Genomic DNA, 17,095 nt, shown 5'->3' with positions numbered 1-17,095 from the left:
CTGTCAGTTAAACGGTTGTAAGTCGACACGCGCCATCATTGCGGCCAACTGAGGACGATCGGTAATACCCACATTGCTCTGGCTGACCGCCAGCGCGGCAACCGCCGTCGCCAGACGCAGCGTATGTTCGCTGGACTCGCGCATCAGCAGGCCGTAAATCAATCCGCCAACCATGGAATCGCCTGCGCCGACGGTACTTACCACGTCAACTGCCGGTGGTTTAGCGATCCATTCTCCTGAGGCGTTAACCCACAGCGCGCCTTCCGCCCCCAGCGAAATCACCACATGGGCGATACCCTGTTCGCGTAACGCGTGCGCCGCATCAATCACATCTTTCATTTCCGGGAGCTTACGACCCGCCCAAATTTCCAGTTCGCGGCGATTCGGTTTCACCAGCCACGGCGCAGCTTTAAGACCGGCGACTAACGCTTCACGGCTACTATCAAAGATAATGCATGGACACTGGCTGCGCAGACGCGTCATCCAGTCGGTGAACGCTTCCGGGCTCACGCCAGCCGGTAAGCTACCGCTGACGCAGACCATATCGAACTGACCCAGCCAGCTCAGGGAGTCGTTAACAAAGCGTTCCCAGTCTGCGGGGGTCACGTCAAAGCCGGAAAAGTTGAAGTCGGTCACTTCGCCATCTTTTTCCGTCAGCTTCACGTTGATGCGGGTCCGGCCCTGAACCACCTGAAAGCGGTTAGCGATGCCCAGTTCGCTGAACAATTGCTGAAAACCGTCCTGGTTATCTTTACCGAGAAAACCGCCGACGGTGACGTCGATGCCTAAGTCTTTCAGCACCTTGGCAACGTTAATGCCTTTGCCCGCCGCGTGCAGACCCGTGGTTTTCACCAGGTTCACTTCGCCGCGTTCGATTTCAGGGCAAAACCCAACCAGATCGTAAGCCGGATTAAGGGTAATGGTGGCAACACGCCTGCTCATTATGCGCCCTCCCCGAGACCGGCGGCGATCGCATCGCCAATCGCTTTCAGCGCCTGTTCAGCATCTTCACCCTGCGCGGTAAAGCGCAGACGATGGCCTTTCTTCACGCCTAATGCCACCACTTTCATCAGACTACGTCCGTTTGCCGGTTTGCCGGTTCCATCAAGGTTTGTCACGGTAATTTCACTGTTAAATTGTTTAATCGTATTCACCAGCATGGTGCCCGGACGGGCATGGAGACCATGCTCATTACGCACTACAAATTCCGCGCTCAGTACGTCATCCGTCAGCGCATCATCACTGGTCAGCAACGCCAGCAGCGTCGCGGCGTCGGCGCTCAGCAGACGATCGGCTTTATTGTTCAGCAACAGGTCGCCGAGGCGTTTTAGCACGGCAATCGGCTGCTCGTCGTTCATCGCGACAGTGACTAATAAGGCTGCTTTTTCACCCTCTACGTCAAACGCCTGGGTCGCACGGCTTACCGCAACAGCGCTGCGCAAATTGCCTTCCGCGCTGTCGTTCAGCCAGATACCTTGTCCCAAATTCATCGGACTGTCGTTAATCGTTTTTGCGACGAACGCCGAATCAACCGCTCCCGCCTCTTTCAGACGCGCCGCATTTAGCGCCTGCAATGTGATCAGCGAGCTGGCGATGACATCCAGCGTCATCGTCTCGTTATCAAGTTTTAATTGTTCACTTTGCTTCTCGCCCATCAGCAATGCGCGCAGCTCTTCTGCCGTTGTCGCGGATTTCAGCTGTTCAGCCACGGAGTCATCGCTCAGCACATGCGTCAGCTGACGCAGCAGGCCGAGGTGTTCGTCCGAACTGGCGGCAATACCAATCGCCACATAGGCGACCTGGCCTTCTCCCCAGGTAACGCCCTGCGGGAATTGAAAGACCTGGACGCCGGTTTTCAGCACCTGATCGCGCGTGTCTGTTGTGCCATGGGGAATCGCAATACCATTGCCAAGAAAGGTCGAGGTTTGCTGTTCGCGCGCCAGCATACCGTCAACATAGCCGCCCGCCACATTCCCCGCCTGCGCTAACGCGGCGGCGATTTGCCGAATGGCCTCTTCTTTATTTCCGGCCTGCTCGCCCGGATGAATGTCCTGAACCGATAACTGGAACATGTGTCTCCTCTCCTGCTGAATTGAAACGATTCAGCCACTATGAGAAAAAAAGCGCCAATCTGAGTTATCAAAAAAAACCAGATCGCGCTGAAACGTTTCAAGAAGTCTGGATCTTTCTGCTTCAGCACGCAAGAAAAGTTACCGGTTTTGTAGCAATTTTTTGAGGTGAAGCACATTTTTTCTCCAACAGCCCCTCAATAGCTGACGCATAAAAGGCTTCAGCTTTTTTCTTTCAGCTTGCGTCAGCACACCCTGGTAACAAATTGGAATGCTATTTTGATTTTTCGTGTCGATTTTGATTCAGACGCCTGTTTATTTTCTGACGGGCAGCGTAAACTCCGCCTCTCTTCACACCACTGATATAGAAACATGCACAACAGTCCCGCCGCCGCTGCGCCTAAATCATTTGACCTGACGTCTACCGCCTTTTTGATCGTCGCTTTTCTCACCGGTATTGCCGGTGCGTTACAGACGCCGACGCTCAGTATTTTTCTGACGGATGAGGTTCACGCCCGTCCCGGCATGGTGGGATTCTTTTTTACCGGCAGCGCGGTTATCGGCATTATCGTGAGCCAGTTTCTGGCCGGTCGCTCAGATAAAAAAGGCGATCGCAAAAAACTGATCGTTTTCTGTTGTGTGCTGGGCATGTTGGCCTGCGTGTTGTTTGCCTGGAACCGCAACTACTTTATTTTGCTGTTCATCGGCGTCTTTCTCAGTAGCTTCGGCTCTACCGCCAACCCGCAGATGTTTGCGCTGGCCCGTGAACATGCCGATCGTACAGGTCGTGAAGCGGTGATGTTCAGCTCAATCCTCCGCGCCCAGGTCTCATTGGCCTGGGTCATTGGGCCGCCGCTGGCCTATGCGCTGGCGATGGGTTTTAGCTTTACGGTGATGTATTTGAGCGCGGCGGTAGCTTTTATCGTCTGCGGCGTCATGGTGTGGTTCTTTTTACCGTCAATGCGCAAAGATGCGCCGCTGGCAACCGGCACGCTGGAAGCACCGCGTCGTAATCGCCGCGATACGCTGTTGCTGTTTGTCATCTGTACGTTAATGTGGGGAACTAACAGCCTGTATATCATTAATATGCCGCTGTTTATCATCAATGAGCTGCATCTTCCGGAAAAACTTGCAGGCGTGATGATGGGCACCGCCGCCGGGCTGGAGATTCCCACAATGCTGATTGCAGGTTACTTCGCCAAACGGTTGGGAAAACGCCTGTTAATGTGCATCGCCGTTGTCGCCGGACTGTGCTTTTATGCGGGTATGTTGCTGGCGCACGCACCGGCGACGTTGCTCGGCTTGCAGTTGCTGAACGCGATTTACATCGGCATTCTTGGCGGGATTGGCATGCTCTATTTTCAGGATCTCATGCCAGGCCAGGCGGGTTCAGCCACCACGCTGTATACCAATACCATTCGCGTCGGCTGGATCATTGCCGGTTCGCTGGCGGGAATCGCTGCAGAAATCTGGAATTATCATGCGGTCTTCTGGTTTGCGTTAGTTATGATTGTCGCCACCATGTTCTGCCTGGCGCGTATTAAAGATGTTTAACTTGCAAGCCTGATACTTTTACTCTTCGACACATTTCAGCGCAGAGTTTATCTCTGCGCAATGTTCATGCGCGGTCATTCATTGTCTTTTTCTCAATAAGATATTCTGTAAGCGCCCTCTTACATAAAAGACCGGTTATTGAGAAAATTACGCCCATCAGCCCGCAAAGGACCAACACCAGCCGCATCTTATATTTTGGTGTTACAGCAACATCTATCACTTCAATGTTAGCATTATTTTTAACCGCCTCCGACAACAATGATAGCTTTGCATATGTTTCCGTTTTTAACATATTTTTATGCACGCCATAACGTTTAATGTCACCATCATCGATATACCATGCTGCCATTTTATCGACACTATTTTTCAGGGTGGAAATAATATTATTGACGCTTTCTTCCCTCCCCTGCGCCTTAAAAAAGACAAGCTGATTTTTCGCGTCAAAACTTATTTTATTTTTATATTCCGCAGGCAAGAAACGGCTAAACTGGTTAAGGATAACCGTTGTTTTACATTGAATATCATTAGTATAGCCACATAACGCATAGGTAGCAGGCGTATCCAGATTAGGTTTGATTGTCATACTCACAACCTTTGTATCATGCTGCACGCTCACAAAAACATAGCCAATGGCAACAAAAATAAAGGTAGCGATCATGATACTTAGCCATTTTCTTATAAGGAATAAGGAAACGTCGACTAAATCAATTTCACTATTTTCTCCCCGCATTTCACATCCCTTTTAAAACGCTAATAGTCAACCCGAATACTGAAATAACAAAAAGCAACACCAGCGTAAAAATAAACGCCCTGGCTGCGAACGTATATTTCTTCATAAGATAAAACCCACACATAAGAATTCGAGTATTTTAAAGGAAAATAACAACACATTCACACTGGTTATATCGATCGGTAAATACATCAATGATAGATATAAACTATCAAATTCACGATATCGATCGTTATAAATAATTAAAATCGATCAAAATCCCTCTTTTTAATAGATAGAAACTATCATATAAATAAAATTGATCGTTTTTGTTTTGTGTGACGGTTTATTCGGTACACGCTCAGTCACCAACGGGGTTGAGCGGCGACATCTACCGCTTCAGAAGCCACGAAATAAGGGAAGCATGTATTACGCTATTTAATGGTAAAAGGAGGTAATTTGATGCGCAGCTTTTTCAGACTATTTCGGGATATAACATAAGCCCCTACGCATTTATCAAAAGCGGCTTAGCTCATGGTAAAGTTTTCTGTTCGAGTTCCAGCAAATAAATAATGGCCTCTTCCCGGGTCGTTAAACACATGTCCCCTGTCGGTTGCAAACCAGAGCACACTTTTGGGCGTAAAGGCGAGCCAAAGATAAGGCACAAGTTATCTTCCGAAAGCTGCACGCATCTGGTATTCATCGGCTTGCCATTCGGCATTCCGGGTATCGGCGACGAAATTGAAGGCGCAATACAGCAAGCGCCACAACCGCTACGACAGTCCATGCTCAGCCCCTCTATTTATAACCAAATGAAAGATAACAGAATTTGTCCAAAGAAAAATCCAGATTTAAAATGTGGACGTCATCATGATCAGGCCTGCCCTCAGACATTCCGAAGACAAGGCTGGAAACAGAAGGGACAACACAGCACACTTCCCCCTCCGGGCGACATGCCATCGCGTATTCTCGTTGAATGCGGGGCGGAAAGCGGGCGAACAGTATCACCTTTTTTGCACCAGCAAAAGTGACAATTCCACTTGCCTGGACGGCCCGGCGCGAGTAGTTTTACGCGATATTTTAGATAATCTCTACAACAGGATCTCCTCGATGCCAAGAGCGAACGAAATCAAAAAAGGTATGGTACTGAACTACAACGGCAAATTGCTGATTGTGAAAGATATCGACATTCAGTCGCCTACCGCCCGTGGCGCCGCCACACTGTATAAAATGCGTTTTTCCGATGTCCGCACCGGTCTGAAAGTGGAAGAACGTTTCAAAGGCGACGATATCGTTGATACCGTCACCCTGAGCCGTCGCGGCGTTGACTTTTCTTATGTCGATGGCAACGAATATGTGTTCATGGATAAAGAAGACTATACGCCGTATACCTTCACCAAAGATCAGATTGAAGAAGAGTTGCTGTTTATGCCTGAAGGCGGAATGCCGGATATGCAGGTTCTGACCTGGGACGGCCAACTGCTGGCGCTAGAGCTTCCGCAGACCGTGGATCTGGAAATCGTCGAAACCGCGCCGGGTATTAAAGGAGCGTCCGCCAGCGCACGTAACAAACCCGCGACATTAAGCACCGGTCTGGTGATTCAGGTTCCCGAATACCTGAGCGCAGGTGAGAAAATCCGCATTCATATCGAAGAGCGCCGTTATATGGGGCGCGCGGATTAAGTTTCGCATTTTTCGGCTGCGCCCCAGGGTGCAGCCTGACCCTTTTCTTTATTGACTGTTCTGCGCCAGGAAAGAGAAACGTTAAAAATTTAACATTTTCTGCTCTTAAGATGGCAGAAGCACGACTTCGTCAACTCAGCGCTTCTCTTTTTCACGTTTATTCGCCAGGATTATTAAAGTTGTTATGTTGTATCAATATTCTGGAGCTGACGTGACCAAAACCAATCTTATTACTGGATTTCTCGGTAGCGGAAAAACCACCTCTATCCTTCATTTATTAGCCCATAAAGATCCGGCTGAAAAGTGGGCCGTCCTGGTCAATGAATTTGGCGAAGTGGGTATTGACGGCGCGCTGCTTGCCGACAGCGGCGCACTGCTAAAAGAGATCCCCGGCGGCTGCATGTGCTGCGTCAACGGATTGCCTATGCAGGTGGGGCTCAACACGCTGCTACGCCAGGGCAAACCTGACCGGTTGCTGATTGAACCAACCGGACTGGGGCACCCAAAACAGATTCTGGATTTATTAACTGCGCCGGTTTATGAGCCGTGGATTGATTTACGCGCTACGCTCTGCATCCTTGACCCTCGCCTGCTACTGGACCAACAGAGCGTCGCCAATGAAAATTTCCGCGATCAGCTCGCCTCAGCCGATATTATCATCGCCAATAAAACCGATCGCGCCACGGCGCAGAGCGATGCCGCCCTGCAACAGTGGTGGCGACAGTACGGCGGCGATCGCCAACTGATTCATGCCGAACATGGACAGATAGACGGTAAGCTTCTGGATTTACCGCGACAAAATCTGGCGGAACTGCCAGCCAGCGCCGCGCATTCTCACACTCATGCCAGTAAAAAAGGACTCGCCGCGCTAAATCTGCCCGCACAGCAGCGCTGGCGACGCAGCCTCAATAGCGGACAAGGTCATCAGGCCTGCGGCTGGATTTTCGATGCCGATACCGTGTTTGACACCATTGGCCTCCTCGAATGGGCTCGTCTGGCGCCGGTGGGCCGGGTGAAAGGCGTTATGCGCATACAAGAGGGGCTGGTACGCATCAATCGCCAGGGCGATGACCTACACATCGAAACACAGAGTGTCGCGCCGCCGGATAGCCGGGTTGAACTTATCTCAAACACAGAAACCGACTGGAATACGTTACAGACGGCCTTGTTGAAGCTTCGTTTAGCGACGCACGCGTAAGGTTGCCACCGTTTAAAAACTATGGCGAAATGACGATGAAAACCCGCTATTCCTTGATAATTCTGCTTAATGCCGCCGGTCTGGCGCTGTTTTTGTCATGGTATCTCCCCGTCAATCACGGTTTCTGGTTCACCATTGATTCCGGCATATTCCACTTCTTTAACCAGAAACTGGTGGAAAGCCACGCGTTCCTCTGGTGGGTCGCTATTACCAATAATCGGGCGTTTGACGGCTGTTCGCTGCTGGCGATGGGCGGACTGATGCTCAGTTTCTGGCTAAAAGAAAACGCATCGGGTCGGCGACGCATTGTGATAATCGGATTGGTCATGCTGCTAACAGCGGTGGTGCTTAACCAACTCGGTCAGGCGCTGATCCCCGTCAAGCGCGCCAGCCCAACGCTCTCTTTTGAGCATATTTATCGCGTCAGCGAGTTGCTGCACATCCCGACAAAAGACGCGTCAAAAGACAGTTTCCCAGGCGATCACGGTATGATGCTGCTGATATTTTCCGCCTTTATGCTGCGTTATTTCGGCAAAACGGCGGGGATTATCGCCCTTATTATATTTGTGGTTTTCGCGTTTCCGCGCGTTATGATTGGCGCTCACTGGTTCACCGATATTGTGGTCGGGTCGCTCACGGTTATTTTGATTGGCCTCCCCTGGTGGCTGATGACCCCGCTCAGCGACCGGGCGATAGCGCTTTTTGAGAATTATCTCCCGGGCGGAAATAAACAAATTTTAAACAAATAACCCATGTAATTAACATTACCTTCAGCGATAGTTTTACATCGTTGAAGGTAATTTATGATGATATTCCCCCAGCCCATCATTTTTCGGTCATATTATTCCTCTGCAAAATGAACAGGTTGCACGATTTTTAAACGATCTGCGCTTAATTTGACCCGTGCTGATAGTTCACTTTTCGTATCATAAATTCTTATAAAAAATCACGCGAAATCGCTCGCAATGACAGCAACAATCGGGTAATCTCAAACTCGTTTTGCCTCGCCAGATAATTATTCTCATTGCGAATAAATTTGTGCGTTCCGCCACAGATTTGTGCACAAAGAATTGTCTCAAGCTGTGCAGGTAATTAGTCTCATCACGTTTGGCATTTTTATAACGATATTTATCGTTAAGGACTTCAAGGGAAAACAAACAACATGGTCAAATCTCAACCGATTTTGAGATATATTTTGCGCGGGATTCCTGCGATTGCAGTTGCGGTTCTGCTTTCTGCTTGTAGCACAACCACCAATACCGCAAAGAATATGCATTCTGAGACGCATGCTGTGGGCAATAGCGATAGCTCTTCACTGCAAGCCTCTCAGGATGAATTTGAAAATATGGTGCGTAACCTCGACGTTAAGTCGCGGATTATGGATCAGTATGCTGACTGGAAAGGCGTGCGTTACCGCCTGGGCGGCAGCACTAAGAAAGGCGTCGACTGTTCCAGCTTTGTACAGCGCACCTTCCGTGAACAGTTTGGTTTAGAGCTTCCGCGTTCAACCTATGAACAGCAGGAAATGGGCAAAGCAGTTTCACGCAATAACCTGCGTACGGGCGATCTGGTTCTGTTCCGCGCCGGTTCCACTGGTCGTCATGTCGGTATTTATATCGGCAATAACCAGTTTGTCCATGCGTCTACCAGTAGCGGCGTCATTATCTCCAGTATGAACGAACCGTACTGGAAAAAACGCTACAATGAAGCGCGTCGAGTTCTGAGCCGCAGTTAATCTTCATCAGGCAGCACCTCCCTTGGCTTACCTGATGAGACGACATAAAAAGCACTGCTTCGGCAGTGCTTTTGCTTATTATCCCTTCTGAACCCATTTTGCCGAATGGCGACGTGTCGCCTCTTATCCAGCCTACCACACACGAACGTAGGCCTGATAAACATAGTGCCATCAGGCATTCAGGTCGTTTCCCCCAACGGCTACTGCGACAATACGCTTTCCTGCGCATCACAGAAAAGCATGACTATCCGGGGTAATCCAGGCTATAGTCTTATAAATCAACCAGATTAACCGGCATCCGCCTTTTCAGGTCACACCAGGAATTATGCTTACACGCGACTCCTCTTCCGGTCGGAAAATCCTGCTTACCTGTATCATTACGGGGATGGCAGCAGCATTACTTATTGGTAGCCTGCAATTTTTCCTGTCGTGGCATAAACGGGATGTTAAATACAATACGCTCCTTTCTGATGTACAACATTACCTGGCCAGCTATTTCGCCGACTTGAAAGCCACCACCGATATTCTTCAGCCGTTGACGATCAACACCTGTCAGCAGGTTGGCGCAGAACTTACCTCAAGAGCCGCTTTTAGCCTTAATGTCCGCGCCTTCTTATTGATTAAAGATAAAAAAGTGTTCTGCTCTTCCGCCACTGGCGCCATGAATATGCCGCTTCAGCAACTGGTACCGGATATAGATATCCGCAAAGACGTTGCTATGGCGATTCTGCCCGGCACGCCAATGATGCCCAACAAACCGACAATGGTGATTTGGTATCGGAACCCATTATTAAATGACAGCGGCGTATTCACATCGCTGAATATTAACCTGACGCCCTACTTACTCTATACCACGCGCCAGGACGATTTTAACGGCATCGCGCTGATTGTCGGCAATACCGCGCTGTCGACTTTTTCTTCGCGTCTGCTGACCGTCGCGGAGCTGCCGGGTACGCCATCACGACAGACAACTATCAACGGCCTGCCGCTTAAAATACAGCTTTATGCCGATAGCTGGACCTACAATGATTTATGGTATGCGTTGATGCTGGGCTGCATTAGCGGCATCGTAGCGGGGTTTATCTGTTACTTTATCTATGCCCTCAGGACGCGACCGGGCAAAGAGATTTTAACGGCGATCAAACACGAGCAGTTTTATGTGGTTTATCAGCCCGTCGTCGATACTCGTACGCTGAGCGTCACCGGGCTTGAAGTCTTACTGCGCTGGCGTCACCCTACGGCAGGCGAGATTCCGCCGGATGCCTTTATCCACTATGCCGAAGCGCAGCAACTTATCGTACCGTTAACGCAGCATCTGTTCGAGCTGATCGCCCGCGACGCGCCCACGCTACAGAAGGTGATGCCCGTCGGTGCCAAATTTGGCATTAACATCGCGCCGGAACATCTGCACAGCGACAGTTTTAAAGAGGATATGCACCGGCTCAGGGACGCCCTGCCCGCGCACCATTTTCATATCGTGCTGGAAATCACTGAACGCGATATGCTTCAGCAGTATGAAGCGGCCAAACTGTTCGAATGGCTGCATTCCGCCGGGTTTGAAATCGCTATAGATGATTTCGGTACAGGCCATAGCGCCCTGATTTATCTGGAGCGATTTACTTTAGATTATCTGAAAATCGATCGCGGCTTTATCCAGGCGATCGGCACGGAAACCGTCACGTCTCCGGTTCTGGATACCGTGCTGACGCTCTCCAGACGCCTGAATATGCTGACGGTGGCCGAGGGCGTTGAAACGCCGGAGCAGGCCCGTTGGCTACGCGATCACGGTGTTAATTACTTGCAGGGGTACTGGATTAGCCGTCCTTTACCCCTAAAAGATTTCGTGCTGTGGATGTCGGCGCCTTCCGTGCCTGAATGGTAGTCCCCTTACGGTTTTAACGGATTCACATCAGACGCAACGTCACTTATTATTCAGCGAAACGCCTGCCGGTTTGCAGCGGGCAATACGATAAGGAAACCGCCTTCAGATGATTGCGCGCGTAATGCTTCTGCTTGTCGCACTGGTTAGCGCTGGCGCCCAGGCCCAGGAAATCAAAGAAAGCTACGCTTTCGCCGTACTCGGCGAACCTAAGTATGCTTTTAACTTTGATCACTTTGATTATGTGAATCCTGCTGCGCCGAAAGGCGGTCAGATGACGCTTTCCGCCATTGGTACGTTCGATAATTTCAATCGCTATTCGCTGCGCGGCAATCCCGGCGTACGTACCGAAGCCCTTTACGATACGCTTTTTACCACCTCAGATGATGAACCCGGAAGCTATTATCCGCTGATTGCCGACCATGCCCGCTATGCCGCCGACTATTCCTGGGTGGAAATCTCGATTAATCCCCGCGCTCGTTTTCACGATGGCACGCCCATTACCGCCCGCGATGTGGCCTTTACCTTTCATAAGTTTATGACCGAAGGCGTACCGCAGTTCCGTCTGGTCTATAAAGGTACTACCGTGAAGGCGATTGCGCCTTTAACCGTGCGAATTGAGCTGGCGAAGCCTGGTAAAGAAGACATGCTTAGTCTGTTTTCACTACCGATCATGCCCGAAAAATTCTGGAAAAATCACAAACTCAGCGATCCGCTTTCAACGCCGCCCTTAGCCAGCGGGCCATACCGGATTACTCAGTGGAAAATGGGCCAATACATTGTCTATTCACGCGTCAAAAACTACTGGGCGGCTAATCTGCCGGTCAATCGTGGACGTTTTAACCTCGACACTATCCGCTACGATTACTACCTTGATGACAATGTCGCTTTCGAGGCGTTTAAAGCGGGCGCATTTGATCTACGGCTGGAAAACGACGCTAAGAACTGGGCAACGCGCTACATCGGTAAAAATTTCGATAATCATTACATCATTAAAGAAGAGCAGAAAAACGAGTCGGCGCAGGACACACGCTGGCTGGCCTTTAATATTCAGCGCCCGGTATTTAAAGACCGGCGGGTACGTGAAGCTGTCACCCTGGCCTTCGATTTTGAGTGGATGAATAAAGCGCTGTTCTATAATGCCTGGAGCCGAACCAACAGTTACTTCCAGAATACCGAGTACGCTGCCAGAAATTACCCTGACGCCGATGAGCTGGTATTACTCGCGCCGATGAAAAAAGATCTTCCTCCTGAAGTCTTCACCCAGATCTATCAGCCGCCGGTCTCTAACGGCGACGGCTACGATCGCGAAAATCTTCTTAAAGCTGACGCCTTGTTGACGCTGGCCGGATGGGTGATCAACGGACAGCAACGGGTCAATAGCGTCACCGGTAAGCCTCTGACGTTTGAACTTCTCCTTCCTGCCAGCAGTAATAGCCAGTGGGTTCTGCCCTTCCAGCATAATCTTCAGCGTCTGGGCATTACGATGACTATCCGCCAGGTTGATAATTCTCAACTCACCAACCGGATGCGTAGCCGCGACTATGACATGATGCCGAGGCTATGGCGGGCGATGCCCTGGCCCAGCTCCGATCTACAAATCTCATGGGCGTCGGAATACATTGACTCCAGTTATAACGCTCCCGGCGTACAAAGCCCGGTGGTGGATAAACTGATCGCGCAAATTATCGCAGCGCAGGGTGATAAAGCGAAACTGGTGCCGCTGGGACGGGCGCTGGATCGCGTGCTGACCTGGAACTATTACATGCTGCCGATGTGGTATATGGCGCAAGACAGGCTCGCCTGGTGGGATAAATTCTCTCATCCGGCGATTCGCCCGGTATATACCATCGGGTTAGATACCTGGTGGTATGATGTCAACAAAGCCGCCAAACTACCGGCAGCCAGGAGGTAGTAAGAATCAATGGGCGCCTATCTTATCCGCCGTCTGTTACTGGTGATCCCCACGCTATGGGCCATTATTACCATTAACTTTTTTATCGTGCAGATTGCTCCCGGCGGCCCTGTCGATCAAGCGATTGCCGCGATTGAATTTGGCCAGGGCGGCGCGTTGCCCGGCACCAGCGGCGAAGGCGTTCGCGCCAGTCATGCGCAAACCGGCGTCGGCAATATCAGCGACAGCCATTATCGCGGCGGCCGGGGACTCGATCCGGAGGTGATCGCGGAGATCACCCATCGCTACGGCTTCGACAAACCGCTGCATGAGCGTTATTTCAAGATGCTACGGGACTATCTCTCTTTTGACTTCGGCGACAGTCTGTTTCGCAGCGCATCCGTACTAACGCTGATCAAAGATAGCCTTCCCGTCTCCATTACCCTGGGATTATGGAGCACGCTGATTATTTATCTGGTGTCTATCCCGCTGGGGATTCGCAAAGCCGTCCATAACGGCAGTCGCTTTGATGTGTGGAGCAGCGCGTTTATCATTATCGGTTATGCGATCCCCGCCTTTCTGTTTGCTATTTTATTAATCGTCTTTTTTGCCGGCGGCAGCTACTACGATATTTTTCCGCTACGTGGCCTGGTCTCCGCCAACTTTGACACATTACCGTGGTACCAGAAAATCACCGATTATTTGTGGCATATTACGCTGCCGGTGCTGGCGACCGTCATCGGCGGTTTTGCCGCCCTGACGATGCTGACGAAAAATTCGTTTCTCGACGAGGTGCGTAAACAGTATGTCGTTACCGCTCGCGCTAAAGGCGTGAGTGAAAAAAACATTCTCTGGAAACATGTTTTTCGTAACGCCATGCTACTGGTGATCGCCGGGTTTCCCGCCACTTTTATCAGTATGTTTTTCACCGGCTCGCTGCTAATTGAAGTCATGTTCTCACTCAACGGCCTGGGGCTGCTGGGTTATGAAGCAACTGTTTCGCGCGACTATCCGGTGATGTTCGGCACGCTTTATATCTTTACCCTGATTGGCTTATTACTGAATATCCTGAGCGATATCAGCTATACGCTGGTCGATCCACGCATTGATTTTGAGGGACGATAATGCCGCGATTAAGCCCGGTCAATCAGGCCCGCTGGGCGCGTTTCCGCCATAATCGCCGGGGCTACTGGTCACTATGGATTTTTCTGATCGTGTTCAGCCTGAGCTTATGCGCGGAACTGATTGCTAACGATAAGCCATTGCTGGTGCGCTATGAAGGCCAGTGGTATTTTCCGCTGGTAAAAAATTACAGCGAGCGCGATTTCGGCGGCCCGCTGGCGACAACGGCAGATTATCAGGACCCCTGGCTACAACGGCAGCTTGAGAATCGGGGCTGGGTGTTGTGGGCCCCCGTACGCTTTGGCGCCAATACCATTAATTTTGCCACCACGCAGCCTTTCCCCTCCCCGCCTTCGGCGAAAAACTGGCTGGGCACCGATGCGAATGGCGGCGACGTTTTCGCCCGCATCCTGTACGGCACCCGCATTTCTATTTTATTCGGTCTGATGTTAACGATTTGCTCCAGCGTCATGGGCGTACTGGCGGGCGCGCTACAGGGCTATTATGGCGGCAAAGTCGATTTATGGGGACAACGTCTCATCGAAGTCTGGTCGGGGATGCCGACCCTGTTTCTGATTATTTTACTTTCCAGCGTAGTGCAGCCTAACTTCTGGTGGCTGCTGGCCATAACCGTACTGTTTGGCTGGATGAGTCTAGTGGGCGTGGTGCGCGCCGAGTTTTTACGGACCCGCAATTTTGACTATATCCGCGCCGCGCAGGCGCTTGGCGTCAGCGATCGTGACATTATCCTGCGCCATATGTTGCCTAATGCGATGGTCGCTACCCTGACATTTTTACCGTTCATTTTATGTAGCTCCATCACCACCCTGACGTCGCTGGATTTTCTGGGATTTGGTCTGCCGCTTGGCTCCCCTTCTCTCGGCGAACTTCTTTTACAGGGGAAAAACAACTTACAGGCTCCCTGGCTGGGGATCGCCGCCTTTCTGTCTGTCGCTATTCTGCTATCGCTGCTGATTTTTATCGGCGAAGCGGTACGCGACGCCTTTGATCCTGCTAAGGCGGTATAAGATGACATCTCCATTGCTTGCGATTGAAAATTTATCGGTAGGTTTCCGTCAGCAACAGCACGTACGTCCTGTCGTTAACGCCATTTCGTTACAGGTGAACGCCGGGGAAACGCTGGCGCTGGTCGGCGAGTCCGGGTCAGGAAAAAGCGTGACGGCGCTTTCCATTCTGCGTCTTTTGCCTACCCCTCCCGCCGTCTACCTCTCCGGCGATATTCGCTTTCACGGCGAATCATTGCTCCATGCCAGCGAGCAGACGCTACGCGGCGTGCGCGGCAATAAAATCGCCATGATTTTTCAGGAACCGATGGTTTCACTTAACCCGCTGCATACGCTGGAAAAACAGCTCTATGAAGTGCTGTCGCTCCATCGGGGAATGCGTCGGGAGGCGGCAAGGGCGGAGATGATCGGTTGTCTGGATCGGGTCGGTATCCGCCAGGCGAGCCAGCGTCTGCGCGATTATCCGCATCAGCTTTCCGGCGGCGAACGCCAGCGCGTCATGATAGCCATGGCGCTGTTAACACGGCCGGAATTACTGATCGCCGATGAGCCGACCACCGCCCTCGACGTCTCCGTACAGGCGCAGATTTTATCTCTACTGCGGGAACTCCAGCGCGAGCTCAATATGGGATTGCTGTTTATCACCCATAACCTCAGCATTGTAAAAAAACTGGCGGATTCAGTGGCGGTAATGCAACACGGCAAGTGCGTAGAGAACCAACGCGCCGACACGCTGCTCTCCGCGCCGACCCATCCGTACACGCAAAAACTACTCAACAGCGAACCCACAGGCGATCCGGTTCCGCTCCCCGCCGGGCAGACGCCGTTGCTGGAAGTGGACAGGCTGCGCGTCGCCTTCCCGATCCGCAAAGGCATTCTGAAGCGCGTCGTGGATCATAATGTGGTGGTTAACAATATCAGTTTCACCCTGCATCCAGGCGAAACGCTGGGTCTGGTCGGCGAGTCAGGATCGGGAAAAAGCACCACCGGTCTGGCGCTGTTACGGCTTATCCGTTCCGAAGGCCGCATCGTGTTTGACGGTCAATCGCTGGATACGTTAAACCGCCGCCAGCTTTTACCTGTTCGCCACCGTATCCAGGTCGTATTCCAGGACCCGAACTCATCGCTAAACCCGCGTTTAAACGTGTTGCAAATTATCGAAGAAGGCCTGCGCGTCCACCAGCCTACGCTTTCAGGCGCGCAGCGCGAACAGCAGGTAAAAGCGGTCATGATGGAAGTCGGCCTGGACCCGGAAACGCGGCATCGTTACCCCGCTGAGTTTTCCGGCGGCCAGCGTCAACGTATCGCAGTCGCCAGGGCGCTGATTTTAAAACCGTCGCTTATTATTCTGGATGAACCGACCTCATCGCTGGATAAAACCGTTCAGGCGCAGATTCTTGCCCTCCTGAAATCGCTCCAGCAAAAGCACCGTCTGGCCTATATCTTCATTAGCCACGATCTGCATGTAGTACGCGCGCTGTGCCATCAGGTTATCGTGCTGCGACAGGGGGAGGTGGTTGAACAGGGGCAATGCGAGCGCGTGTTTACCGCACCGCAACAGGCCTATACGCGTCAGCTACTCGCGTTAAGCTGACGCCTAAAAAGGATTATTGTTAGAAAAAGGTTCCGCTATCGCCACGCCGAAATTTTTCAGCCGACAGGTGGCGGCAAACTCATCCTGACGATTAACGAACAGGCACGGTTCCCCTTCGCACTCCAGCACGGAGCAAGGAACTTCAATATCGCTTAGCGCCTGGCTGAGCTTATGCATCACTGACCACGCGCTATCGCCTGCCGGACTCAACAGTTTAAGCGCCACCAGACTATTCTCGGTGCTCTGCCCGTTTTGCGGAATCGGTTCAACCTTTGACCCCGCAAAACCCGCCGACCAGCGATAGTTTTGCGGCAGACGGTGAACAATTGAGAGCTGTAATGTATTCACTTTCTTTCCCCGGAAGCACAATTACTTCACAATTTGCTTACATTTATATTAACACATCATTGACAACCCGTCCTTAAACAGATTGCTAACGCCCTTCTCTCCGTCAGTGGCTCTACAGCAAGCGGGAGTTAAAATAGTTTTACCGACGCGGAGATAGCGGCGGGCTATATGTACCCGTTTCTGCGATCTAACTCAACCTTTTTAACTACAATGATGTGACTTTTTACATAAATGGATTTTACATAAAATAAACATAAATGAGGAAAATGATGAATTGGTAATTGA

The 17,095-nt window shown here is 51.2% G+C and carries 16 protein-coding genes; 10 read left to right on the top strand and 6 right to left on the bottom strand.

Translation table 11 applies throughout. The features are described 5' to 3' along the window. Positions 1–3 precede the first annotated feature (3 nt). Together fruK and fruB are read right to left on the bottom strand one after the other, a co-directional pair. Positions 4–942: a 1-phosphofructokinase gene (gene fruK / locus LDB27_RS07515; RefSeq protein WP_000091249.1), complete on the bottom strand. Its 939-nt coding sequence runs from the start codon at positions 940–942 to the stop codon at positions 4–6. Continuing rightward, positions 942–2,072: a fused PTS fructose transporter subunit IIA/HPr protein gene (fruB, locus tag LDB27_RS07510; protein WP_225519935.1), complete on the bottom strand. Its 1,131-nt coding sequence runs from the start codon at positions 2,070–2,072 to the stop codon at positions 942–944. Before fruB ends, fruK begins: the two co-directional genes overlap by 1 nt. A 369-nt stretch (positions 2,073–2,441) precedes the next feature. Here fruB and setB point away from each other — a divergent pair, with 369 nt between their 5' ends. Further along, complete coding sequence (setB, locus tag LDB27_RS07505; protein ID WP_000551934.1) at positions 2,442–3,623, top strand: sugar efflux transporter SetB; 1,182 nt, start codon at positions 2,442–2,444, stop codon at positions 3,621–3,623. A gap of 64 nt (positions 3,624–3,687) precedes the next feature. Here setB and LDB27_RS07500 read toward each other — a convergent pair whose 3' ends face one another. From LDB27_RS07500 to LDB27_RS07490, 3 genes are all read right to left on the bottom strand, one after another. After that, positions 3,688–4,353: a GNVR domain-containing protein gene (locus LDB27_RS07500; RefSeq protein WP_023231108.1), complete on the bottom strand. Its 666-nt coding sequence runs from the start codon at positions 4,351–4,353 to the stop codon at positions 3,688–3,690. A 1-nt stretch (position 4,354) separates the two neighbouring features. After that, positions 4,355–4,477: a membrane protein gene (locus LDB27_RS07495; RefSeq protein WP_001519564.1), complete on the bottom strand. Its 123-nt coding sequence runs from the start codon at positions 4,475–4,477 to the stop codon at positions 4,355–4,357. Between the two features lie 387 nt (positions 4,478–4,864). Further along, positions 4,865–5,119: a YkgJ family cysteine cluster protein gene (locus tag LDB27_RS07490; protein WP_001523448.1), complete on the bottom strand. Its 255-nt coding sequence runs from the start codon at positions 5,117–5,119 to the stop codon at positions 4,865–4,867. 323 nt (positions 5,120–5,442) lie between these two features. Here LDB27_RS07490 and yeiP point away from each other — a divergent pair, with 323 nt between their 5' ends. The 9 genes from yeiP to yejF all read left to right on the top strand — a co-directional run bounded on the left by yeiP (position 5,443) and on the right by yejF (position 16,462). Next, the gene (gene yeiP, locus LDB27_RS07485; protein ID WP_001136822.1) at positions 5,443–6,015 is read left to right on the top strand and encodes an elongation factor P-like protein YeiP; all 573 of its coding nucleotides are present in this window, start codon (positions 5,443–5,445) and stop codon (positions 6,013–6,015) included. Positions 6,016–6,226: 211 nt separating this feature from the next. Beyond that, positions 6,227–7,213 carry a CobW family GTP-binding protein gene (locus LDB27_RS07480; protein WP_000169350.1) on the top strand — a complete coding sequence of 329 codons (987 nt, stop codon included), beginning with the start codon at positions 6,227–6,229 and terminating at the stop codon, positions 7,211–7,213. Between the two features lie 29 nt (positions 7,214–7,242). Then, entirely contained in the window at positions 7,243–7,962 is a 720-nt protein-coding gene (locus LDB27_RS07475) for a phosphatase PAP2 family protein (RefSeq protein ID WP_000178095.1), read from the top strand. Between the two features lie 413 nt (positions 7,963–8,375). Then, on the top strand, positions 8,376–8,948 hold the full coding sequence (mepS, locus tag LDB27_RS07470) for a bifunctional murein DD-endopeptidase/murein LD-carboxypeptidase (protein ID WP_000241015.1): 573 nt from the start codon (positions 8,376–8,378) through the stop codon (positions 8,946–8,948). A 325-nt stretch (positions 8,949–9,273) separates the two neighbouring features. After that, positions 9,274–10,830, top strand: coding sequence for a cyclic di-GMP phosphodiesterase (locus LDB27_RS07465; RefSeq protein WP_000957765.1), 1,557 nt, complete (start codon positions 9,274–9,276; stop codon positions 10,828–10,830). Between the two features lie 106 nt (positions 10,831–10,936). Beyond that, on the top strand, positions 10,937–12,742 hold the full coding sequence (locus LDB27_RS07460; protein ID WP_023231109.1) for an extracellular solute-binding protein: 1,806 nt from the start codon (positions 10,937–10,939) through the stop codon (positions 12,740–12,742). A gap of 9 nt (positions 12,743–12,751) precedes the next feature. Then, positions 12,752–13,846 carry a microcin C ABC transporter permease YejB gene (locus tag LDB27_RS07455; protein ID WP_023231110.1) on the top strand — a complete coding sequence of 365 codons (1,095 nt, stop codon included), beginning with the start codon at positions 12,752–12,754 and terminating at the stop codon, positions 13,844–13,846. Next, positions 13,846–14,871, top strand: a complete 1,026-nt coding sequence (locus tag LDB27_RS07450) for an ABC transporter permease (protein ID WP_001137748.1) — start codon at positions 13,846–13,848, stop codon at positions 14,869–14,871. The genes LDB27_RS07455 and LDB27_RS07450 overlap by 1 nt, the downstream gene beginning before the upstream one ends. A 1-nt stretch (position 14,872) precedes the next feature. Beyond that, complete coding sequence (gene yejF, locus LDB27_RS07445) at positions 14,873–16,462, top strand: microcin C ABC transporter ATP-binding protein YejF (protein WP_000203619.1); 1,590 nt, start codon at positions 14,873–14,875, stop codon at positions 16,460–16,462. Positions 16,463–16,465: 3 nt separating this feature from the next. Here yejF and LDB27_RS07440 read toward each other — a convergent pair whose 3' ends face one another. Beyond that, on the bottom strand, positions 16,466–16,810 hold the full coding sequence (locus tag LDB27_RS07440; RefSeq protein WP_001094639.1) for a YejG family protein: 345 nt from the start codon (positions 16,808–16,810) through the stop codon (positions 16,466–16,468). Between the last annotated feature and the right edge of the window lie 285 nt (positions 16,811–17,095).

It is taken from the genome of Salmonella sp. JXY0409-18, assembly GCF_020268625.1.
Lineage (GTDB): Bacteria > Pseudomonadota > Gammaproteobacteria > Enterobacterales > Enterobacteriaceae > Salmonella > Salmonella enterica.
This window is presented reverse-complemented; position numbering and strand designations above follow the sequence as displayed.